This is a genomic window from Pseudomonas sp. AC169 (assembly GCF_979258515.1).
Genome location: NZ_OZ409866.1, coordinates 6456277 through 6476952 on the forward strand (window position 1 = coordinate 6456277; position 20676 = coordinate 6476952).

Consider the following 20676-nt stretch of genomic DNA (forward strand, 5'->3'; position numbering starts at 1 on the left):
TGGCTGCGCGATCGGGCTGTGGGGTGCGCGATTGGTCCATCCACCGGCAGGGAAAGTCTCAGGGATTAACGAAAATGGAAGATCAGATTCGGATCGCAACAGGCGAAGATGCCGCCATGATCAGTGAACTCATCGTGAACACCTTGCATGAGTCCAATGGGCGCGACTATTCGCCAGACGTTATAGAGCAGGTGCAGCGTTGCTTTTCGCCGCAAGCGATTCTGGATTTGCTGGGCAAGCGTCAGGTTTACGTGGTGACTTTCAATCAGCACATCGTCGCCACCGCCAGCCTTGATCACGACGTAGTTCGCAGCGTGTTTGTCGCACCGGGCTGTCAGGGAAAAGGGCTGGGCAAGCGGCTGATGGAAGAGCTTGAGTCGGTCGCTGTTAGCCAGGGTTTCACCAAGCTGCATGTGCCCTCTTCGATCACCGCTGAAGGTTTTTATCGATCGCTTGGGTTCGACAGGGTTCGGGATGAATATCACGGAGCCGAACGCACGATCATCATGCAAAAGCTGTTGTGACCGCAGCGGCAGAACCCCTGTAGGAGTGAGCCTGCTCGCGATAGCGGTGTGTCAGCCAACCGATGTGCAGGATGACACTGCGCTTTCGCGAGCAGGCTCGCTCCCACAATGACCGGTGTCAGTTGGTTTGACTGACCACGTTGATGTCCGTAATCCCTACTCGCTCGGCCTGCTCGAGGATCTGCTCGGGCGTTGAATCCGCAGTGGGCATGAGCAGGCCGTTTTCCGCGTCGCCCAAGTGCAGTTCCAGCAGATGCATCGCGGCTTCGTGCTCGGCCAACTGTGGTTCTTTGAGTTCAAGCAGAAAAGTACGAGGCTCGCCGTTGAATCGGTATTCGATGTGATAGGTGTACATGATGTCATCCGCGTCAGTAGGAAAAGGCAACTGGTTATCCTGACGCGACGGTCAGTTTTTAGTTCAAATTGAATCGCCCCTCAGACCAATCTGGAATTCATGGCAAACTTTTCGCGCGCCGGGGCGTCCTTTTCTTAAACCCCTTACCGGCTGATTTCAGCCAAGGACTGGCAATGACCTTTTTCATATTTCTTCTGGCCTGCGCGGCTGCGGCAACTACCGGCGTGATGTTCAAACCGGGGCCGTGGTACGAAACGCTGAACAAACCCGGTTTCACCCCACCCAATTGGGCGTTCCCCGTGGCCTGGACGATTATCTATCTGCTGTTGGCGTGGGCCGGTTACCGCTTGAGCCTGATCCCCGGCAGCCAGACCGTGCTGGCGCTGTGGGCGGCGCAGATTGCGTTGAACACGCTGTGGACGCCGGTGTTCTTCGGCGCGCATCAGGTGTTGGCGGCAATGGTGATTCTCACGGTGCTGTGGCTGGTGGTTGCGGCGATGGTGGTGCTGGCGATACAACTGGATTTGATCACTGGCTTGATCCTGTTTCCGTATCTGGCGTGGCTGTGCGTTGCCGCTGCGTTGAATTTTTCCATTCTGATCAAGAACCGCTGATGACCAACGCCAATTGGGGTAGTGCAACACCGTGGCCGCAGGGCGAGCGCGAGTTGGCGCAGGTACGCGCCTTCAACCGCAAACTCGCCTGGCTGCCGCGTTTCAAGATCCGCAATCGCCTGACGCCGCGTTTGATCCAGGCGCTGCTGCGCGTGAGTCAGGTCGGCGGCGCGAGGAAGTTGCGCGAGCATGGTCTGACGGCTGAGCAGAAGATGCTGGGGAGTGTACCGGTGCGCATCATCCGCCCCAAAGGCCCGGCGAAAGGCGTGGTGCTGGACTTCCACGGTGGCGGCTGGGTGATCGGCAATGCGCAGATGGACGACAATTTCAACATCGCCATCGTCAACACCTGCCAGGTGACGGTGGTCTCGGTCGATTATCGATTAGCGGTTTCGACGCCGCTTGAAGGTCTGCTGCAAGACTGCCTCAACGCGACTCGCGGAGTATTGAGTGATGCCGAATTTGCCGGTCGGCCCGTCGTGGTGGTCGGTGAATCGGCGGGCGGCCATCTGGCGGCGGCGACCTTGCTGGCGCTGAAGCAATGGCCCGATTTACTGCAACGCATCAACGGCGCACTGTTGTATTACGGCGTCTACGACCTGACCGGCACGCCAAGCGTACGCTCCGCGCCTGCGGACACATTGGTGCTGGACGGCCCGGGCATGGTCGATGCACTGCGCTTGCTGACCCCGGAACTGACTGACGAACAACGCCGCCAGCCACCGTTATCACCCCTGTACGGCGACTTCAGCGGTTTCCCGCCTGCGCTGCTGTTTGCCGGTGATCTCGATCCGCTGCGCGACGACACCCTCGACATCGCCAGGCGCTGGGCGCAATCGGCGCCGGTCGAAATGTACCTTCTGCCCTCCTCGCCCCACGGCTTTATCCACTTTCCCACGGCCATTGCTCAGGGCGTTCTGGCCTACAGTCGGCAATGGATTTCGGCGCGCATCGAGGCGGACATTCAAGCGCTTTGAAGCGCTGTGGCTTCGTACAACTGCCGATAGGCCGCGACCAGTTGTTCGAGGGGAAACGCCAGATTGCGGCCGCTGGGATTGGGCAGCACCCAGACCGCCGCACCGGCGAAAGTTTCCGGCTGAAGCCCCCAGGCAATGGCTTTTTTCCCGGAAAGCCCCGCGTAAGCCGCTTTGCCGAGAAACGCTACATGGCGCGGTTTGTAGCGGGCCATCTTCGCTTCGAAATCAGCGGCGGCAGCGATGAATTCCTGCGCTGACACTTGATCCGCCCGCGCGGTGGGCCGTGCGACCACTGCGGTCAATCCGCACTGGTACTGCAGAATCGAGCGGTCGTATTCCGGGCGTATTTCTTCGGCAGTGAATCCGGCCAGATGCAACGTACGCCAGAAGCGATTGCTGCGCCCGGCGAAATGATGTCCCTGCTCCGCCGCGAGCAAACCGGGATTGATCCCGCAAAAGACCACTGACAGGTCTTGCGCGAGAATGTCGTCGAGGCCGTTCATGACCGCGCTTAGCCGCAGATCACGCTGACGGCGTTGCGCACAATTGCGCTCAATTCTTCACGGGACTTACCTGCACGGGCGCGGATCGAAATGCTGTGCAGCAATGAAGACGCGATCACCGCCAGCGCGGCGAGTTCGCTATCAGGTTTCAGCTCGCCCGCTTCGATTGCTTTTTGCAGACGCGCTTCCAGATCAGCGTCGAGCTGACTGAGCCTGGCCGACAGCACTTGGCGGATTTCCGGGTCTTCGACGGCTTCGGTGGTCGCCGTGCCAATGGCAAAACAGCCGCGAGGTTGGCCGTCGCCGGAGAAATAAATCGCCAATTGCCCCTCATAAAAATCAGTCAGCGCCTGCGCCAGAGTCAGCTCGCTGTCGCTCAGCGCGGTCTGCATAGCGGCGTGCGCGGTGTCCCAATATTGATCGAGCGCCTTGATGTACAGCGCGTGTTTATCGCCGAACGCGGCGTACAGGCTGGGCCGGTTCATGCCCGCTGCGGTGGCGATGCTGTCCAGCGAAGCCCCCGAATAGCCGGTATTCCAGAACACGCCGAGTGCCTGTTGCAATGCGGTTTGTGGGTCATACGCGCGAGGACGGCCGCGGCCTTTTCCTTCCGTCGGTTTATTTTGTGCCACGTCGTACAAATTCCTTGCAAGGATAAGAAGTCGCTCATATTCTTACACCATCGCACAAAATTAAGGAACCAGAAATTCCTTGATCAACGGCTTTGTTGTGGCGCAGCTCGAAGCGGGTGTGGCGACGACGAACAGCGGTACGGAGCGATCCTCCCCCACCGCGCACGGATTTGATTTCTCGCAGTAATTAAACACGTCGCGGCCACAGGCTTTGCCCAAGTCGGCCCGATGCCCCGTTTTGGCTTCAGCACCCTGGACAGAGCCGATCATGACCCAGCCAATTGATCTCACCGCAGCACACGCCAGCGCCCAGCCGATCCAGGATCTGATGGATACACCGCCGAAGAAACCGTTCAAGCAAACCCTGCGGCCATTGTTGATGGCCGGCCTACCCGCGCTGTTTGCCGTCATCGGCTATAGCCAATACCGGGCGAACGAGCCTTTCGTTTCCACCGACAACGCCTATGCCCGCGTGGCCAAGGCATCGATCAATGCGCGGGTGTCCGGGCAAGTGGTCGAGATCGCCGTGGACGACAACCAGCCCGTGCGCAAAGGTCAGGTGTTGTTTCGCCTCGACCCGCAACCGTTACAGATCGCGGTCGACCGCGCCGAAGCTCAGTTAGGCAACGCTCGCCTGCGCATCGACGGCCTCAAGGCCGGCTATCGCCAGCAGCAGGCCGAACTGCAATCCGCTCGGGCGTCGGCGGAATACGATCAGAAAGAGTTCGCGCGCAAGAAAGCGCTGATCGCCAGCGAATTCGTCTCGCGGGCAGCCTATGAGCGCGCCGACACCGACCTGAAAGTTTCACGGCAACGCATCGCCTCGATCGAGCAACAGATCGCCAGCACCGTGGTCGCCCTCAACGGTGATCCAGACATCGCTATCGATCGGCATCCCACCGTGCGTGAAGCCAAAGCCCAGCTCGACGAGGCGCGGCTCTATCTGTCTTACGCCACAGTGACCGCGCCGGCCGACGGCATCGTGGCCAAGGTCGACGACTTGCAGGTTGGCAATTACGTCAGTAATGGCAGCGCCGCGTTCGCGTTGATTTCCGACCATGAGACCTGGGTCGAAGCCAACTTTCGCGAAACCCAAGTCACGCATATGCGCCCCGGCCAGACCGCGACGATCACCCTCGACACGTACCCTGATCGCCCCTTCAAGGCCCACGTGATCAGCATGAGCCCCGGCGCCGGCGCGGACTTCGCCCTGCTGCCGCCGGAGAACGCGACCGGCAACTGGGTGAAGGTGGTGCAGCGGGTGCCGGTACGCCTCGAACTCGACGACGCCGACCCGGCCATGCCGTTGTTCTCGGGCACCAGCGCCACCGTCGAAGTCGACACCGGCCACCGCACGCCATGGTGGTATCCACTCAAGTCGTTGCTCAGCGCGGGGTAATGGGAGATGAACAACACGGCTGATCTGCGCGCACTGCGCTTCGTCGCCTTACTGACGACTTATCTGCAATCGATGAACCTGCCATTGCCTAATGCCGCCCTGCGCTTGATACAGGGCAGCCTGTCGATGACTGACGATCAGGCCGGGTGGATTTTCACGGCGTATCTGGCCGCCAGCGCGATCACTTTGCCGATCGCTCAGTGGCTCGCCGCGTCCTTCGGATTGAAGCGGGTTTATCAGATAGCGCTGGTGGTGTTTGCCCTCGGTTTGTGGCTTGGGACGTTGGCGAGCACGCCGCTGGAATTCATCGCCGCGCGCATTTTGCAGGGCCTCGCCAGTGGTGTGCTGGCGCCGCTGTCGATGGCAATTGCACTGGAAACGCTGCCGGCAGAAAAGCGTCCTGCGTTCGGCGCGAAATGGACGGCGCTGGTGCTGTTCGGCATCGTCAGTGGTCCGAGCATTGGCGGCCTGATCTGCGAGTACCTCGACTGGCGGCCGATGTTTTACCTGAGCCTGCCGCTGATTGCGTACATCTTCATGCTGGTGGCATTGCTGCTGGCCGAGAAAAAAGCCGAGCAGCGTCCGCCCTATGATTTCTTCGGCTTCGGCACGTTCACTCTCGGCATGATCGGCCTGCAGATGCTCCTCGATCGTGGCGAGCGCCTGGACTGGTTCGACTCGTTGGAAATCTGCATCGAAGCACTGGCCTGCGTGCTTGGGTTGTACCTGTTCGTCGTGCATCGGTGGACCGCCAAAACGCACTTTGTCAGTAAGGCGTTGCTCAGCGACCGCAATTTCGTTCTGTCGACGGTGATGTTTTTCGCTCTCGGTTTCGTGCTGCTGTCGACCATGGCGCTGACCTCACCGATGCTCGACGAAATCATGGGCTACCCGCCGGACACCACCGGTTTCCTGACCATCCCGCGTGGCATCGGCCTGGTCGGCGCGTTCCTGCTGATGGGCCGTGCGCCGGGCTGGATCGACACACGGCTGTTTGTCGCCGCCGGTATTGCGCTGGTGGTTTACGCCAACTGGATGATGCTCGGCTACTCGCCGTTGATGGACTGGACACCCGTGGCGTGGAGCGGATTCATTCAAGGGGTTGGCCTCGGCGTGTTGATGCCGGCGCTGAGCAAGGTCGCGTTCAGCACGCTCAACCCGGCATTGCGCCCGGAAGCCGCCGGACTGTTCAACCTGATGCGCGTCTACGGCAGCACCCTCGGTGTGGCGGTGGTGCAGATTTTTTTCTTCAACAACACCCAGGCGATGCACATGGCGCTGGTCAGTCAGTTGACGCCCTATCGCGTGGCGCTGCCGACTTCACTGCCGGCGCTGGAACATTTGAACCACCTGGTGACCCATCAGGCCGCGTTCGTCGCGGTGATGGGCCAGTTCAAGATTCTGATGCTGGCGATGCTCGTGGTGAGTCCGCTGGTGCTGTTGCTGCGCAAACCGGCTGCGGCCAACTGATCTTTGTGGAGTCTGCAAAATGAAAACATCTTCGCGCTTCACTCGCTCTGCAATCCCCAGCGCGTTTACCGCGCTGGCCCTGATGGTGATGCTCTCGGCCTGCACTGTCGGCCCTGATTTTCAGCGCCCCGCCGCCAGTTCGTCAGAGCACTATGATGAACAAGCCGAGCAATCCTCCGGCGTTCAACGCTTCGATATGGGCCAACGCCTTCACGGCGATTGGTGGAGCGCGCTGCGCTCGCCGAAGCTCGACCAACTGATGCGTCGCGCCATCGACGGCAATCTCGAACTGGTCGCCGCCGATGCGACCCTGCGTCAGGCCGCTGCCTCGGTTGCAGCAGCGGAAGGCGCGCTGTATCCGCAAGTGGATTTCGCGGCGGCCGGCGGACGGCAACGCACCCACAATGGGCCGCAGCCGAGCGTTGCCAACGTCTACGCCATCGGCCCGCGTGTGGCATTCGATCTGGATGCCTTCGGTGGTATCCAGCGTGAAGTCGAAGGCCAGCAGGCGTTGGCCGATTTGCACAAACATCGCTACGAAGCGGCCTACCTCACATTGACCGGTGAAGTGGCCCGGCAAGCACTGCTGATCGCCTCGGCCAATGCGCAAATGGAGGCGGTGCAAACGCTGCTGGCCAATGACTCAAAAAACCTTGATCTGGTGCAGCGTGCTCAGCAAAGCGGCAGCACCACGCGCATCGATGTGTCGCTGGCCGAAACGCGGCTTGCGCAGGATCGCACCCTGCTGCCGCCGCTTGCCCAGCAGCGTGATGCGGCGCGGCATGCATTGTCGATCCTTGCCGGCAAAGGCCCGGCCGACTGGATCGCACCGGACTTCACCCTCAGCGACTTTGCCTTGCCGACGACGCTGCCGGTTAGCCTGCCTTCGGAAACCGCCCGCAATCGTCCGGATATCTTGCAGGCCGAAGCCGAACTGCGCATGGCCAGCGCAGCCGTGGGGGTGGCGACGGCCAATCTCTATCCGCGCATTGAGTTGTCGGCCTCACTGGCACAAGCCGCGTCCGGCAATGGCGGCGCCGCACTATGGGGGTTTGCGGCCGGCCTGACTGCTCCGATCTTCAATGGCGGTACGCTGAAAGCCGAGCGTCAGGCTGCCATCGATGGCTACAACGCCTCGCTCGCACGCTATCAGCAGACGGTGATTCAGTCGTTCGGCCAGGTCGCGGACAGCTTGCAGGCGATCCATCACGGCGCCGAACAAAACCTCGCGCAGGACGATGCGTTACGCGCCGCCGACAGCAGCTTGCAACTCAACCAACAAGCTTACGCCCAAGGTGAAAACAGCGTTCTGCAAGTGCTCGAAGCCGAGCGCGCGTACGAGCAGGCGCTGCTTGGGCAGATTCGCGTGAGGACCACGCGTTATCTCGACACCGTGCAATTGTTCGTGGCGCTGGGCGGCAACTCCGTCGGCGTCTTCGAGCAAAAAATCGCCGCCCGTGCAGGCACTGAGCAAACCCCGCTGTAACCACCGACACTGGAGAAAAATCATGACCTACGAAGCCTTTCACGATGCGCTTCGCGACACCCGCTGGCCGCTGAACAACGGTGCAGGCTCGATGCCGGCCGTTGGTTTTGGCACATTGTTCCGCGATTTGAGCACCACCACTGAAGCGGTCAAATGCGCGCTGGAGGTGGGTTTCCGTCACTTTGACTGCGCTGAACGTTATCGCAACGAAGCGCAGATTGGTGTGGCATTTCAACAGGTGTTCGCTGACGGGCAGATTCGCCGCGAAGACGTGTTCATCACCACCAAACTGTGGAACACCAACCACCGTCCGGAGCGGGTCAAACCGGCCTTTGAAGCGAGTTGCCAACGTTTGCAAACCGAGTACATCGATTGCTACCTGATCCACACGCCATTTGCTTTTCAACCGGGTGATGATCAGGATCCACGCGATGTATTCGGCCATGTCATCTACGATGGCGAGATCACGTTGCTCGACACCTGGCGGGCGCTGGAAAGTCTGGTGGATGAGGGTCGCTGCAAATCCATCGGTTTGTCGGACATTACTTTGCAAGCGCTGAAAGAGATCGTCGCGCACGCACGGATCAAACCCGCCGTGGTGCAAATCGAGTCGCACCCGTATCTGCCGGAATGGGAAATGCTCGAGTTCTGCCAACAGCACGGCATCATTCTTCTGGCGTTCGCGCCGCTGGGTCACGGGATGCAGCCGAACGTGCTGGAGGATGTGGTGCTGAGCGGGATTGCCCGGCATGTGCAGAAGACTCCGGCGCAAGTGGCGCTGGCGTGGGCCGTGCAGCGTGGCACGGCGTTTCTGACGACCTCGGCGACGCCAGCGCATATTCAGGAGAATTTTGATGTTGCGACATTGCCGCAGCGGGCGATGCGTGAAATCAGGGAAGACATCAGCACGCGGATCCGCTTCAATTCGGTGGTGGAAACCGGGGTGCCGGGGTTTATTCCCGGGCGTAAGTCTTGAAATTTGTGGCGTGACTCAGAGTGTAGCCCTCACCCCCCGCCCTCTCCCGGAGGGAGAGGGAGCCTGATTGGGGGATGTTCAAGTGATTCGCCAAATCGAAAGCATGTTGCCGAATCCATAATCGCCAAGGTTGATCAGGTCGGCGGACAGCGTAAGACACCTCGGTCAGTCCCCTCTCCCTCCGGGAGAGGGTTAGGGTGAGGGGCTGCCATTAGAAGTGAACACCGACTCACCAACACCACACAACCCACCATAAGGCGGAACAACGATGGACGTTTTCCAGAGCATGCGTTTCTTCGTCGCCGTCGCGCAAAGCGGCAGCTTTACGGCGGCCGCCCTACTGCTCGACACCACCACAACCAACGTCTCCAAAGCCGTGTCCGCCCTTGAAACCCGTCTGCACACGCGCCTGATCAACCGCACCACCCGCCGCCTCGCCCTGACCGAAGCCGGTCTGCGCTACCTGCAACGCTGCGAACGCATACTCGATGATGTCCGCGAGGCCGACGAAGAGGCCGGCACCGCACAAACCCTGCCCGTGGGCCGCATGAAAATCCACGCCATGTCGGCCATCGGCAACCACTATGTGATCGACGCCATCGCGCGCTATCGCGAGATTCATCCCTCGGTGATGTTCGACCTGACCCTGACCAACCGCGTACCGGACCTGCTCGAAGAAGGCTACGACATGTCCATCGTACTGGCTCGTGAACTGCCGGATTCCGGCTTCGTCGCGCAACGGCTGGGCATCACCTACAGCATCCTCTGCGCGTCGCCGGCCTATCTGGAAAAACGCGGCATGCCCGACTCGCCCGACGCCCTCGCCGAACATGAGTGCCTGCGCATCGTCAACACGGTAATGCCGGTGGAGCACTGGACGTTCGAGGGGCCGCAAGGCATGGAGACCATCACCATTCCCGTGTCACCTTTCCATATCAATACCGCCGACGGCATGACCATCGCGATCAGAAAAGGCATGGGCATCGGCATTCAGCCGATAGCTTCGGCCGTGGATGGCCTGCGGGCGGGGACGTTGGTGCGAGTGTTGCCGGAGTACCGGCTGGAGGAGTTGAACCTGTTCGCGATCTATCCGTCGCGCAAGTTCGTTGATGCGAAGACCAGAACCTGGGTGGATTTTCTCAAGCAGTCGATCCCGGAATTACTGGCATCGGACGAAGATATTGCCGGAGCAAGAAAGCCCTGAGCGCAGCAGACAAGGAGTGTCGACCCTCCCCTCTCTGCACTGAATCAACTGAATCAACTGGAGCAGCCAGTGCCCATGACCTGGTATTGCAGAACATGGCGCTCGCCATGGGAATCCTCATAAGTCATCTGCACCGGCACCGGCGCGCATTCATTGGCCGGCTCGGTGATCGAGATCACATGCTCGATGTCGAGTTTGCTCGAGTAGCCATAGGTTTCGACCGGCAGGTTTTGCGTCGGCGCTGAATCCGCATAAGCCTGTGCGCCCAGACTGCCAAGCAGTAACGCCAGCGCCATTTTCATTGTGTTCATGATGTTCACCGTCTCGTTGAGTGGGCCGCTTCAGCGTGATTGCTGACGGCCTGGAGACGATGCTAGGGAATGACGGGGGCGGGAAAAATCGGGTGGTGGGACAAACACTGTTGCCGAATTGGGGAGCAATGGCTGGATTCGCTAGTTGGCATCGACGTTTTTCAAGCAAAGACAGCCAGGATCAAAAGCCCGACGGCTATCGCCAACCCACCGACAACTCTGGCGACGCCTGCCGACTGAAAATAGCGACGCTTGGCTCTCTGCTCTTTGGTTAACACTTGAGCAGACGTCAGCTGAGACCGCTCTGCCTCTACAGACTTCGAATACCCGAACATATCGGACACATACAAAATCAACCCCACTCCTATGACCAACAGTGCGGAACCGAAACCCAGCATATTCAGACCCTCTATCAAAACGAGTGACTATCTAAGGAATTTCCCACTCCAGCGCTTGAACGCCCGCCGCCCGCGCAAAACACCCCAGCACAACCACAGCCCCGCGCCAGTCGAGGCAATGAAAACGGCAATGGCCATCAGCAGATAAAAACCGAAGCGCCACGGCTGTTGATCGAAGACCAAGTGTTCCCGGACTTTGGAGACGCCCCGCCCCGTCGTGACGTCGAACTGCCACAGGGTCGCGGCGTTGTGTATCTGTTCAGCACTGGCCAATGCCCCGAGCAGACATAACAGCGCACCGATGAGCGAGTAGAAGCGAATTCGATAATTCGGGATCACGTACGTTTCCTCTCCCTGGAAGGCCGACAATCACCGCGCTCAGGCGATGTAGAAGAAGTACAGCGCCAAACCCAGCAACTGCATGAGCAGCAGAATGGAAAGCAAATGATTACACCCCTTCCAGACATTGCTCACCGGTTTGTTTCTGGCGACTCGGTAGCGCAGGTAACTGTCGAGTGAAAGCGACGCCGTGGGGATCAAGACGAATAAAAGTGTCAAAAAGAAATTAAACATTTCCTTTGCCCATCGACTCCCAACATGAAACCGGATTTGTTCGTTGCATCGTGCGCTGCTCAAGTCGTCTGAGCAGACAGCTTAGCTGATCGGCATGTACCCGGAATCCTTGGGGTTGTGCACCGCCGTGATCCCGGGCGATAACACTTGTTGGGGACAAGTCAGTGACATGCAAACCCGCAACACCGCCATTAAGTGGCAAAATCCCCTGACCCTGATGATTTCGGAGACCACAATGCTTCGCGTGTTTGAACAACGACTCGACCCCTTCCCCCCCGACGAAGCACCACCCCCGCCCGTTGGCCTGATGCGGTTCCTGTGGGCCTGCACGCGCGGCGCACGCGGTTATATCTTTGCGCTGGCGCTGCTCAGTGCCGGTGTGTCGATCTACGAAGCCTGGCTGTTTTCCTTTCTCGGCCAGGTCGTCGATCTGCTCTCGACGTGGCAGGCCGGCGGCGGTGTCAACGCGCAGGAAAGCCGCGTGCTGTGGGGCATCGGCATTGTGTTGTTCATCAGCATCGGCCTGGTGGCGCTGCGCACCATGGTCCAGCACCAGATATTGGCGATCAACTTGCCGCTGCGGCTGCGCTGGGATTTCCATCGGCTGATGCTGCGGCAAAGCCTTTCGTTCTTCTCCGATGAGTTCTCCGGGCGGGTCACGACCAAGGTCATGCAGACCGCGCTGGCCGTGCGCGAGGTGTTGTTCACCCTGATCGAAATCGCACCGGGCATCGGCGTTTACTTCATTGCGATCATCGCCCTGGCCGGCGGCTTTGCCCTGAAACTGATGCTGCCGTTCATTGCCTGGCTCGCGTTATTCGGGCTGGCCATGGTTTATTTTGTGCCGCGTTTAGGGAAGGTCGGCCAGGAACAGGCCGATGCGCGATCGTCGATGACCGGACGTATTGCCGACGCCTACACCAACATCACCACGGTGAAACTGTTCTCGCACTCCAAACGCGAAGCGCACTTCGCGCGCGCGGCGATGGAGGATTTCAAGCTCACCGGTTTTCGCCAGATGCGTCTGGTCAGCCAGTTCGAAATCGTCAATCAGGCGCTGGTGGTCGGGCTGATTATCGGTGCCGGCGGCTATGCCCTGTGGCTGTGGCATCTGGGCCAGGTCGGCACCGGCGCGGTGGCGGCGATCACCGCCATGGCGCTGCGCATCAACGGCATGTCGCATTGGATCATGTGGCAGATGACGTCGCTGTTCGAAAACATCGGCACCGTCCAGGACGGCATGGCCACCCTCACCCGTGGCCCCAAAGTGCAGGACGCGCCGAACGCCGGCGTGCTGGTGCCGGCGGGCGGCGCGGTGACGTTCGACAAGGTCAATTTCAACTACAACGGCGAACGTCAGGTCCTCGACAATTTGAGCCTGAACATCCGCGCTGGCGAGAAAATCGGCTTGGTCGGCCGCTCCGGTGCGGGCAAATCGACGCTGATCAATCTGCTGCTGCGTTTCTATGACGTCGACAGCGGCGAGATCCGCATCGATGGTCAGAACATAGCGCACGTGACGCAAGACAGTCTGCGCAGCGCGATCGGCATGGTCACCCAGGACACGTCGCTGCTGCACCGCTCGATACGCGACAACATCGCCTACGGCCGCCCGGACGCCACCGACGAGGACATCCGCCGCGCCGCCGCGAACGCACAGGCCGACGGTTTCATCAGCCAACTCAGCGACAAACAAGGCCACAGCGGCTACGACACCCTGGTCGGTGAACGCGGCATCAAACTCTCCGGCGGCCAGCGCCAACGCATCGCCATTGCCCGAGTGATGCTCAAGAACGCGCCGATCCTGCTGCTCGATGAAGCCACCAGTGCGCTGGACTCTGAAGTCGAAGTGGCCATTCAGGAAAGCCTTGATGAAATGATGCAGGGGAAAACCGTGATCGCTATTGCGCATCGGTTGTCGACGATTGCCGCGATGGATCGACTGATTGTCATGGATGAGGGGCGGATTATCGAACAAGGGACGCACACGGAATTGCTCAACAAAAACGGCATTTATGCGCGGCTCTGGCAGCATCAGAGTGGTGGGTTTCTGGGTGAGGATCAGGGCGTGGCGGCGGCGATGGATCAGGCTTGAGGGTGAACCAGCAGCAGTCGTTTGAGCCGACAGTTACCCCGCTCACCGATATCCGATTCTAGCGGTCCGGAATCCTGTTTAGAGGCAAGAAATGCTGGTCACAAAGGGCCTTCTTCCTTGCGCCCACGCGGCTCTGCTGGACCGCGTGGGTGTGTCGCCAGCGTTTAGGCGAGGCTGCCATGTCACCGCAAATTAAAAATCAATTTGCCTGCCGCCGATTTGAGTTTCCGTATCATTTTGACCGGCAAGCGTAGCCGAAGCGCTAATTGCATTTTGATTCGCCCAATCACGGAGTTTGGTGAACTCGTCTTTACGCATTTTGCTCATCGGTACCAAACGCGAAATAGTGGTTTCAAAATCAGCCATCGTCAGGTCGCTTGCATCACCAGAGCCATTCATCCGCCGTGAGAACGCTTCAATCAGCGAATCCCCAACCCAGGCTTCGATTTCAGCACCAGAAAGCACGATATCTTTACCGAAATTCGACTCGCCCCCTAGAGCAGCCAAGCGATCCAGATCAAATTTTTCCGGGTCGCGCTTCAATTTTTTCAGGTGTATTTCAAGAATCTTCTTTCTTTCTAAAGTCGATGGGAAGTCAACGAAAAATATTTCGTCGAATCGCCCCTTTCTCAACAACTCCGGAGGCAAGCTGTTGATGTTGTTAGCAGTAGCAAAGACAAAAACAGGTGCCGTTTTTTCTTGCATCCAAGTCAACAGCGTGCCGAATACGCGTGTAGCCGTACCTCCGTCAGATGCACCTCCGGAAGAACCGGAAAGTCCTTTTTCGATTTCATCGATCCATAGAATACAGGGCGAAATAGCTTCGGCAGTACGCAGTGCGGAACGGATATTGGATTCTGAGGAACCGACCACGCCTTGGAAGATCTTCCCCATGTCCAAACGCAATAGGGGCATGTTCCATGACGACGATACGCATTTCGCCGTTAGAGACTTACCGCAACCAGGAACTCCAGTTAAGAGCAAACCCTTTGGGGTTCCGACACCGAACTCCCGCGCCGCCTGCCCAAAGCACTGGCTACGTAAATGCAGCCACTTTTTAAGAGTGGCCAACCCTCCAACATCCTCAAGACTTATCTTTGAGTCGATGTATTCCAAGATACCCGTTTTCCGGATAATTTGTCTTTTTTCGGAAAGCAGATCCTTTACGGTATTTTCATTCAAGCTCAGACTGGATACCAATGAACGAGACAAGCTATTATCCACTTCCAGCCCCGTAAGTCCCAAAGCGGCATCAATGAGTTTATCTTTGGTTTCGCTGGAAAGGTCAATCTTAACGCTGCTGTTGCCCTGCCAGGAATTAACAAAGTTATTTATTTGAGCCTTGACTTCGTCTCTTGACGGCAAAGGAAAATCGATCAATGTAACTTCCTTCTGCAGATCATTGGCAATTTCAAAGCTGGGCGCCACGACAATGCAATTACTTCGGTATCCACGCGAGCGGATATTTATGGCCAAATCTCGAAGTCGACGACGGTAAACAGGATTTGAGCTTGAGGCCAGGTAGTTATGAGCATCACAGAAAACAAAAATATTTTTGCTGCCTTCCTCCTTTGCTTTTTCTTCACAAAAGTCCAAGGCCATTTTCAAATCAAAGGTTTTATCTCCAGCCACGGCGCCATTTATCTGAACGCCTAGCGTCGAGTTCCAAACGAACAAGCGATGGTTAAGCGTCTTGGCGATTTCAGAAATTTCGTTGAGCGCACGCTCTTCTTCGAAAGTTTCAACGACCAATACCGCATAACGCGCCTTGAGGTAATCTGTTATCTGCTGAGTACGGTTCATATCTATATCCCTACGCCTGAACTAGGCTACACATGCATCGGAAGACCGGTTTTGGTAACCGCAGTACTTGACACAACAAATTCGACGGCCCTTCTATTACTAAAGAAACCCATATCGACTCTGTCGCTGGTTTTGATAATCTGCTTGTGCTGATAGGGATGTTTAGCGTTATGCCGATAGCGACCGGCCAGCGTCAAGTCCACGGCTTTAACAACTCGAATCATGGCGTCATTCTCGAATATCTCTTTTGGCGTATAGCCTGTATAGAGTATCCAGTTTTTCTCGCCATCGACGGCATGTATCAATTGCTCCAAAGCTTGCGCCTGGTCGAGCGGCTCGCCTCCAGAAAGAGACACCCCGGCGATGTCCAGTGCATTTATCTTCTGTGCCAATTCATAAACAGACATCAGCGTACTCGCTTCGCGAGTGTGGGTGGCCTGGTTGAAGCAACCCTTGCAATTCAGCGCACAACCCTGCACCCATAAGGTCAAACGTAACCCGGGGCCGTTAACGCTGCTCAATTCCATATGATGTACATTGATGTCCATTCAGAAATTCGCACTGAGAATTTGAAGGGTCTGCTCTTCATGGACTACGGTATATTCCGGCTTCCACTCAGTTACAAGCTCCGCCGTAGGGCTGGACAGTAGCGACTCAAGCTCTTCAGTAAGTTTTGTGCAAATGTCGCCTTTCACGCCACGCACCTCCTCCGTCACTTGATCGCCGGTAACCGTCACATGAATGCTGTATTCGTAGTGAGGTCCAAATTCAATCTCGAACCCTTGAAGACTTTCTTTCACTCTTGCTGGAATACCTGATGCGTCTATACGCTTGATCGTTTCATCGATGGCTACGCTGATGTACGCTTTCTGAAAGCTTAATGCCAAATCAGCCATTATCGATTCATCGTTGTCAGAAATATTTTCCCGTTCGATGAGAAGCTTGTACGAGCCATCCTCAATTTTGCAAACGAATAGATTGAATTCATCAGCGGTTTGGCCACAAATAGCTCGAAATTGCTGCGCGCCCATATAGCCTATTTTGCCCAGCACTTTTTTACTGAAGTCGCTGGAAAACATGGAAACCAGACCCGTCGTTGGACTAAGGCCCATCTTGCCGAAAGCTTTGGCAATGGCTTCTTCATCAACATAAGAAAATTCAAACTTTGTACAATGCGACATTGTTAAAGCTCCAGCCTGCGACCGGGAGCAACTTCCTCGGCGGACCGGATGGCATTTAATACATCAGGGGCCACTTCAATTTTGCGTACGGGCACCATGGCTGCGCGCGTAGACTCAGGCGCAACAGCTTCTGAAATCGAGATTGGCGCTGCAGAACTGACAACTACCCGACGTCTTGGTGCTGTCTTTAGTGTCCCATTATCACTCAAGAGACTTGCATCAATCGTTTCCAACAGCCTTCTTACTACCAAGACGGGATTTGATGTGAGCTTTTCATATAGTCCAATGCGCAGCAAAGCATCGGCTCCATCATTAAACTGCAATTTAACGTAGTAATTTTGGCTTTCATCGCCAATGATACCAATGCGCGAGATCTGATTCAGGTCCCGTGATAGCTTTTCCCAAACACTCCCATCAAACGACGCTACAATTAACTTTGTCGCCGTTGCGGCAAAAGCATTGCAACCTGCTTCAACTTCGCCCGCATCAAAATTCTGGTAGCTGAGCAGAATTTTCTCACCTGCTGGAAATCCCAGAGCAGTTGCCAAATACTCATTTGTCGAAAAATCGATATCGGCGTGAAACTTTAGGCTCTTTGAATAATAATAAATACCAACAATACCCACCACCCCATAGCCTAGGGCTTTCAGCATATCTTTCGGTACAAGCACCGCAAAAACCGAGCAAATAAAAATAATGATTGCGTAACCGTAATATACGGCTGTCCTTGTATTGAGCTTTTTATTTCTATAACCCTGAAATGTTTTGCCGGGAATATATTTTCTTGAAGGTGCAAATAGCACGCTGCCCACACCAAAGAAAAATAGACAGATAAACCCCATTATAGCTTGGCTCTTTTGCCCATTTTTCAAACCTTCAAGGAATACCCACGCACTGCCAACAACAAAAACAGGTAAGGATGCCAGGAGTGCAAGTCCCAATATCTTACCCCTGGTGGCCATCATCATTTTCCATATAGGGATAGTTTTTATCATTCACAAACCTTCTAGAGTTGGTGCAGTAGCGGGTACTGAGGGGGTGACTTTAGAACTGCTCATTGGTCTATGCCACTGACGTTTTTGGCGTATCACGCACCAGGGATGATCTGAAGTAGCCATACGGTTCTGGCGAACTACCCTTACCGCTTTTGTAGTGGCCGGGGTCGTTGCAGTTACAGGCAGCAAGGAACGATCAAACAGCAAGACTTCAAGGTCATTACCTAACGCTCAATACCTAACGTTTTGGCATTACCAGTAGAGAGCATCACGGGTAGTTGGCTTCGCTACAGATCGCAGCGGCTGTGTACCCTACACTCGAGCGGCAACTCCGGCAAGGCGCAGCCCCCGTTTGAGAATGCCAAATCGGACGTTAAAAATCCTCCAGTCATTCAACCTGTGCGGTGAACACACCTCACCCCATTGGCACCGCAAACACCGCACTGGCCCGCGCAACCGTGCGCTCCCCGACATGCAAACTAACCGCCGCAAACGCCAGTTGACGCCCCTTTTTCGAGTACTCCAGACGCACTTCCAGCCACTCGTTCATTTTTACCGCGCCGAGATAATCCAGGGTCATGCTCGCCGTGATCAATGGCTGTGGAGGGTCGCTGGAGAAGGCCATGGCGTAGCCCATGCCGACATCGGCCAATGTCGCCAATACCCCGCCATGCAAGGTGCCACGGCCATTGGCATGGCGTGAGTCAGTCAACAACCCCAGCTCCAATTGCAGCCCGCTGCCGCGCGCGTAGATCGGGCCCAGCAAATCCAGCAACGGGCTGCTGCGGGTAAACGGGGTGAAACCTTCGGGAATTGCGCTGGCGTCCATGATCCCTCCGTGTGCCGGCGATTCACCGGTGTCATTGACCGCAATACATCGCTTCAATTCGAGGGTTTAGGGGTAATCGCGCGACGGGGCAAGCACTATACGGATGTGGAATCTCCGGTAATAAACCGTGAGTCCTGAAGAGCGGCACTGACACGCTAGGAGCGATCTTGATATCTTGCTGCCCCCGAAACCGGCCAAGACTCAAGGAGGAAGAATTGCGGATCTACATTACAGGCGCTTCGTGTGCGGGCGTGACGACTTTGGGTCAGCACCTCGCCCATCTACTGGGCATACGCCAGGTCGATGTCGACGATTTCTTCTGGATGCCTACCAATCCTCCGTTCACAACCAAGCGTTCGGTCAGTGAGCGTGTTTCATTGATGCAGCAAGAACTCGGTGACGACGATTGGGTGCTGACGGGTTCTTGTATTGATTGGGGGGATGCGTTGATTGCCCATGCCGATCTGATTGCGTTCGTTGTCACACCAACGTCCGTTCGCCTCGAACGGCTGGCGGCACGGGAAAAGCAACGCTTTGGAGAGCGGATTGCACCGGGTGGCGACATGCATGAGATACATGTCGCCTTTCGAGAATGGGCCTCGCAGTACGACAATCCGGACTTTTCAGGACGCAATCGCGCCTGGCACGAAGCGTGGTTATCAGCGCAAACGGCCTCGGTGCTGCGAGTGGACGGGACGATCAGTCCCGAAAAAATGGCAGCCCATGTCATTCAGGCTTTGACGCAAATCCGGGCGCCAATGAACGGTTCAGCGCAATGAACTGCCGATTTTTTTACCCACCGACGTGACCCTCACCGCCGGCGCAGGATGACGCGACGTCACCAGGCCGATAAAGGAAATCGCCAACGCCAGGCCGATGGTGGTGGTGACTTCGGTGCGGTGTTCCGGGGTGATCATCATCACCGCCAACGCTGCGCAGATGAACACGATCACCAGCCATGTCAGCCACGGAAACAGCCACATGCGAAAGGTCAGCTCGACGTTGCGCTGGCGCAGTATCCGCCGCATGCGCAGTTGCGACACCGCGATCGCCAGGTACACCAGCAAGGCAATCGCGCCGGAGCTGGCCAGCAGAAATTGAAACAGCCCGGCAGGCATGAAATAACTCCATACGGTAATTGACGCACCGATCACCGTGCTGGCGATAACCGCGGCGCGCGGCACACCTTCCGAGGAAGTCGCCTTCAGCATCTTCGGCGCATCGCCCCGCCGGCCCAGCGAGTACAACATGCGCGAGGCAATGTAGATCGAGGAGTTCATGCAACTGGCCACAGCGATCAGGACGACCACATCGACCATGAACTTGGCATGGGGAATGTTCATGATTTCCAGAGCGCGCTGATAAGAGCCGACCGAGGCCAGCAACGGATCATTCCACGGCACCACGGAGATCACCACGAAGATCGACAGCAGGTAAAACACGCCGATACGCCAGATCACCGAGCGGGTGGCCTTGGCAATGTTGCGCGACGGGTCGTTGGATTCGGCAGCGGCAATGGTCACCGCTTCGGTACCGATGAAACTGAACATGATGGTGATGAACGCGCCGACAACCGCTGACAGGCCGTTGGGCGCAAATCCGCCGTGGTCGGCCATCAACCCGCTCAACCCGCTGACTTCCCTGTCGGGAACCCAGCCCATCAGCACGGCGAAACCGACACCGATAAAACCAATGATCGCCACGACCTTGGCCATGGCGAACCAGAATTCGAATTCACCGTATTTGGACACGCTGAACAGGTTGGTCACCACCAACGCAATGATCGAGCCCAAGGCGAACAGCCAGGCATCGACCTGAGGAAACCATTGGTTCAAAACATGGCCGGCCGCCAATGCTTCGATGGGAATCACCAACACCCAGAACCACCAATAGAGCCAACCAATGGTGAACCCCGCCCAGCGCCCGATCGCTTGATCGGCATAGGTCGAGAACGAGCCGGTGTCCGGATTGGCCACCGCCATTTCGCCGAGCATGCGCATGACCAGCACGACGAGCAGACCCGAGAACAGATAAGCCAGCAGCACCGCCGGCCCCGCCGCCGCAATGGCATGCCCCGAGCCGACGAACAATCCGGCGCCGATAATCCCGGCGATGGACAGCATAGTGACGTGACGAGGCTTGAAGCCCTGCGCCAATTGGCTACTCGAATCCATGGAGTTCGGGCTGATCATTGGTTTTTTTATTCTCTGCTGATCGACATTTGAGCGAGTTGACTGAGGCGATCGATCATCATCGTTGCCTGCTGAATGCCCCGAAAGAAGCCTTCTCAACCGCCGCAGTTCTTATCAACCCCATGATCTAGATGGGATTATTTTGTTGTAGAGCCACGT

General features: G+C 57.1%; 22 protein-coding genes. 10 read left to right on the plus strand and 12 right to left on the minus strand.

Annotated features, from left to right (window positions below):
• The first annotated feature begins 74 nt into the window (after window positions 1-74).
• The gene (locus tag ACZZ0G_RS28710; RefSeq protein ID WP_463558914.1) at window positions 75-524 is read left to right on the plus strand and encodes an N-acetyltransferase family protein; all 450 of its coding nucleotides are present in this window, start codon (window positions 75-77) and stop codon (window positions 522-524) included.
• Window positions 525-642: 118 nt separating this feature from the next.
• Here the strand turns inward: ACZZ0G_RS28710 and ACZZ0G_RS28715 are convergent, their stop codons facing one another.
• Window positions 643-909, minus strand: a complete 267-nt coding sequence (locus ACZZ0G_RS28715) for a hypothetical protein (protein ID WP_463396497.1) — start codon at window positions 907-909, stop codon at window positions 643-645.
• A 143-nt stretch (window positions 910-1052) separates the two neighbouring features.
• Between ACZZ0G_RS28715 and tspO the strand changes: the two genes are divergently transcribed.
• Both tspO and ACZZ0G_RS28725 read left to right on the plus strand, forming a co-directional pair.
• Complete coding sequence (gene tspO / locus ACZZ0G_RS28720; RefSeq protein WP_077572574.1) at window positions 1053-1493, plus strand: tryptophan-rich sensory protein TspO; 441 nt, start codon at window positions 1053-1055, stop codon at window positions 1491-1493.
• Window positions 1493-2470, plus strand: coding sequence for an alpha/beta hydrolase (locus tag ACZZ0G_RS28725; protein ID WP_463558541.1), 978 nt, complete (start codon window positions 1493-1495; stop codon window positions 2468-2470). Before tspO ends, ACZZ0G_RS28725 begins: the two co-directional genes overlap by 1 nt.
• Here the strand turns inward: ACZZ0G_RS28725 and mug are convergent.
• Window positions 2458-2973, minus strand: coding sequence for a G/U mismatch-specific DNA glycosylase (gene mug / locus ACZZ0G_RS28730; RefSeq protein ID WP_463558542.1), 516 nt, complete (start codon window positions 2971-2973; stop codon window positions 2458-2460). The genes ACZZ0G_RS28725 and mug overlap by 13 nt on opposite strands.
• An 8-nt stretch (window positions 2974-2981) precedes the next feature.
• Window positions 2982-3605 carry a TetR/AcrR family transcriptional regulator gene (locus ACZZ0G_RS28735; RefSeq protein WP_463396500.1) on the minus strand — a complete coding sequence of 208 codons (624 nt, stop codon included), beginning with the start codon at window positions 3603-3605 and terminating at the stop codon, window positions 2982-2984.
• Between the two features lie 268 nt (window positions 3606-3873).
• On the opposite strand from ACZZ0G_RS28735, the gene ACZZ0G_RS28740 reads away from it, so the two are divergent.
• The 5 genes from ACZZ0G_RS28740 (at window position 3874) to ACZZ0G_RS28760 (ending at window position 10140) form a co-directional block, all read left to right on the plus strand.
• Complete coding sequence (locus tag ACZZ0G_RS28740; RefSeq protein WP_463558543.1) at window positions 3874-5004, plus strand: HlyD family secretion protein; 1131 nt, start codon at window positions 3874-3876, stop codon at window positions 5002-5004.
• A 6-nt stretch (window positions 5005-5010) separates the two neighbouring features.
• Window positions 5011-6474 carry a DHA2 family efflux MFS transporter permease subunit gene (locus ACZZ0G_RS28745; protein WP_463558544.1) on the plus strand — a complete coding sequence of 488 codons (1464 nt, stop codon included), beginning with the start codon at window positions 5011-5013 and terminating at the stop codon, window positions 6472-6474.
• A 19-nt stretch (window positions 6475-6493) separates the two neighbouring features.
• Complete coding sequence (locus ACZZ0G_RS28750; RefSeq protein WP_463558545.1) at window positions 6494-7960, plus strand: efflux transporter outer membrane subunit; 1467 nt, start codon at window positions 6494-6496, stop codon at window positions 7958-7960.
• Between the two features lie 22 nt (window positions 7961-7982).
• On the plus strand, window positions 7983-8936 hold the full coding sequence (locus tag ACZZ0G_RS28755; protein WP_463558546.1) for an aldo/keto reductase: 954 nt from the start codon (window positions 7983-7985) through the stop codon (window positions 8934-8936).
• A gap of 268 nt (window positions 8937-9204) precedes the next feature.
• Window positions 9205-10140: a LysR family transcriptional regulator gene (locus ACZZ0G_RS28760; protein WP_463558547.1), complete on the plus strand. Its 936-nt coding sequence runs from the start codon at window positions 9205-9207 to the stop codon at window positions 10138-10140.
• A 53-nt stretch (window positions 10141-10193) separates the two neighbouring features.
• On the opposite strand, the gene ACZZ0G_RS28765 is transcribed toward ACZZ0G_RS28760, so the two are convergent.
• The 3 genes from ACZZ0G_RS28765 to ACZZ0G_RS28775 all read right to left on the minus strand — a co-directional run bounded on the left by ACZZ0G_RS28765 (window position 10194) and on the right by ACZZ0G_RS28775 (window position 11422).
• On the minus strand, window positions 10194-10451 hold the full coding sequence (locus ACZZ0G_RS28765; RefSeq protein ID WP_463558548.1) for a DUF2790 domain-containing protein: 258 nt from the start codon (window positions 10449-10451) through the stop codon (window positions 10194-10196).
• Between the two features lie 425 nt (window positions 10452-10876).
• Window positions 10877-11188 (minus strand): hypothetical protein, encoded by a 312-nt coding sequence (locus tag ACZZ0G_RS28770; protein WP_463558549.1) that lies wholly within the window; start codon window positions 11186-11188, stop codon window positions 10877-10879.
• Between the two features lie 39 nt (window positions 11189-11227).
• Window positions 11228-11422, minus strand: a complete 195-nt coding sequence (locus ACZZ0G_RS28775; RefSeq protein ID WP_463558550.1) for a hypothetical protein — start codon at window positions 11420-11422, stop codon at window positions 11228-11230.
• 235 nt (window positions 11423-11657) lie between these two features.
• Between ACZZ0G_RS28775 and ACZZ0G_RS28780 the strand changes: the two genes are divergently transcribed.
• The gene (locus ACZZ0G_RS28780) at window positions 11658-13517 is read left to right on the plus strand and encodes an ABC transporter ATP-binding protein (RefSeq protein WP_463558551.1); all 1860 of its coding nucleotides are present in this window, start codon (window positions 11658-11660) and stop codon (window positions 13515-13517) included.
• 192 nt (window positions 13518-13709) lie between these two features.
• On the opposite strand, the gene ACZZ0G_RS28785 is transcribed toward ACZZ0G_RS28780, so the two are convergent.
• The 5 genes from ACZZ0G_RS28785 to ACZZ0G_RS28805 form a co-directional block, all read right to left on the minus strand.
• Entirely contained in the window at window positions 13710-15320 is a 1611-nt protein-coding gene (locus ACZZ0G_RS28785; protein WP_463558552.1) for an AAA family ATPase, read from the minus strand.
• Window positions 15321-15346: 26 nt separating this feature from the next.
• Entirely contained in the window at window positions 15347-15868 is a 522-nt protein-coding gene (locus tag ACZZ0G_RS28790) for a 4Fe-4S single cluster domain-containing protein (protein ID WP_463558553.1), read from the minus strand.
• Window positions 15869-16501, minus strand: a complete 633-nt coding sequence (locus tag ACZZ0G_RS28795) for a DUF2997 domain-containing protein (protein ID WP_463558554.1) — start codon at window positions 16499-16501, stop codon at window positions 15869-15871.
• Window positions 16502-16503: 2 nt separating this feature from the next.
• On the minus strand, window positions 16504-17496 hold the full coding sequence (locus ACZZ0G_RS28800) for a hypothetical protein (protein WP_463558555.1): 993 nt from the start codon (window positions 17494-17496) through the stop codon (window positions 16504-16506).
• Between the two features lie 415 nt (window positions 17497-17911).
• Window positions 17912-18325 (minus strand): PaaI family thioesterase, encoded by a 414-nt coding sequence (locus tag ACZZ0G_RS28805; RefSeq protein WP_463558556.1) that lies wholly within the window; start codon window positions 18323-18325, stop codon window positions 17912-17914.
• A gap of 215 nt (window positions 18326-18540) precedes the next feature.
• Here ACZZ0G_RS28805 and ACZZ0G_RS28810 point away from each other — a divergent pair, with 215 nt between their 5' ends.
• Window positions 18541-19104, plus strand: a complete 564-nt coding sequence (locus tag ACZZ0G_RS28810) for an ATP-binding protein (protein ID WP_463558557.1) — start codon at window positions 18541-18543, stop codon at window positions 19102-19104.
• Here ACZZ0G_RS28810 and gabP read toward each other — a convergent pair.
• Window positions 19093-20517 carry a GABA permease gene (gene gabP / locus ACZZ0G_RS28815; protein ID WP_463558558.1) on the minus strand — a complete coding sequence of 475 codons (1425 nt, stop codon included), beginning with the start codon at window positions 20515-20517 and terminating at the stop codon, window positions 19093-19095. The genes ACZZ0G_RS28810 and gabP overlap by 12 nt on opposite strands.
• Between the last annotated feature and the right edge of the window lie 159 nt (window positions 20518-20676).

Coding starts and splice junctions, on each gene's coding strand:
- ACZZ0G_RS28750 (WP_463558545.1), top strand. CDS start 6,494: ATGAAAACATCTTCGCGCTTCACTCGCTCTGCAATCCCCAGCGCGTTT.
- ACZZ0G_RS28775 (WP_463558550.1), bottom strand. CDS start 11,422: ATGTTTAATTTCTTTTTGACACTTTTATTCGTCTTGATCCCCACGGCG.
- ACZZ0G_RS28745 (WP_463558544.1), top strand. CDS start 5,011: ATGAACAACACGGCTGATCTGCGCGCACTGCGCTTCGTCGCCTTACTG.
- mug (WP_463558542.1), bottom strand. CDS start 2,973: ATGAACGGCCTCGACGACATTCTCGCGCAAGACCTGTCAGTGGTCTTT.
- ACZZ0G_RS28740 (WP_463558543.1), top strand. CDS start 3,874: ATGACCCAGCCAATTGATCTCACCGCAGCACACGCCAGCGCCCAGCCG.
- ACZZ0G_RS28785 (WP_463558552.1), bottom strand. CDS start 15,320: ATGAACCGTACTCAGCAGATAACAGATTACCTCAAGGCGCGTTATGCG.
- ACZZ0G_RS28710 (WP_463558914.1), top strand. CDS start 75: ATGGAAGATCAGATTCGGATCGCAACAGGCGAAGATGCCGCCATGATC.
- ACZZ0G_RS28805 (WP_463558556.1), bottom strand. CDS start 18,325: ATGGACGCCAGCGCAATTCCCGAAGGTTTCACCCCGTTTACCCGCAGC.
- ACZZ0G_RS28755 (WP_463558546.1), top strand. CDS start 7,983: ATGACCTACGAAGCCTTTCACGATGCGCTTCGCGACACCCGCTGGCCG.
- ACZZ0G_RS28795 (WP_463558554.1), bottom strand. CDS start 16,501: ATGTCGCATTGTACAAAGTTTGAATTTTCTTATGTTGATGAAGAAGCC.
- ACZZ0G_RS28790 (WP_463558553.1), bottom strand. CDS start 15,868: ATGGACATCAATGTACATCATATGGAATTGAGCAGCGTTAACGGCCCC.
- ACZZ0G_RS28760 (WP_463558547.1), top strand. CDS start 9,205: ATGGACGTTTTCCAGAGCATGCGTTTCTTCGTCGCCGTCGCGCAAAGC.
- ACZZ0G_RS28800 (WP_463558555.1), bottom strand. CDS start 17,496: ATGATAAAAACTATCCCTATATGGAAAATGATGATGGCCACCAGGGGT.
- gabP (WP_463558558.1), bottom strand. CDS start 20,517: ATGATCAGCCCGAACTCCATGGATTCGAGTAGCCAATTGGCGCAGGGC.
- ACZZ0G_RS28725 (WP_463558541.1), top strand. CDS start 1,493: ATGACCAACGCCAATTGGGGTAGTGCAACACCGTGGCCGCAGGGCGAG.
- tspO (WP_077572574.1), top strand. CDS start 1,053: ATGACCTTTTTCATATTTCTTCTGGCCTGCGCGGCTGCGGCAACTACC.
- ACZZ0G_RS28780 (WP_463558551.1), top strand. CDS start 11,658: ATGCTTCGCGTGTTTGAACAACGACTCGACCCCTTCCCCCCCGACGAA.
- ACZZ0G_RS28765 (WP_463558548.1), bottom strand. CDS start 10,451: ATGAACACAATGAAAATGGCGCTGGCGTTACTGCTTGGCAGTCTGGGC.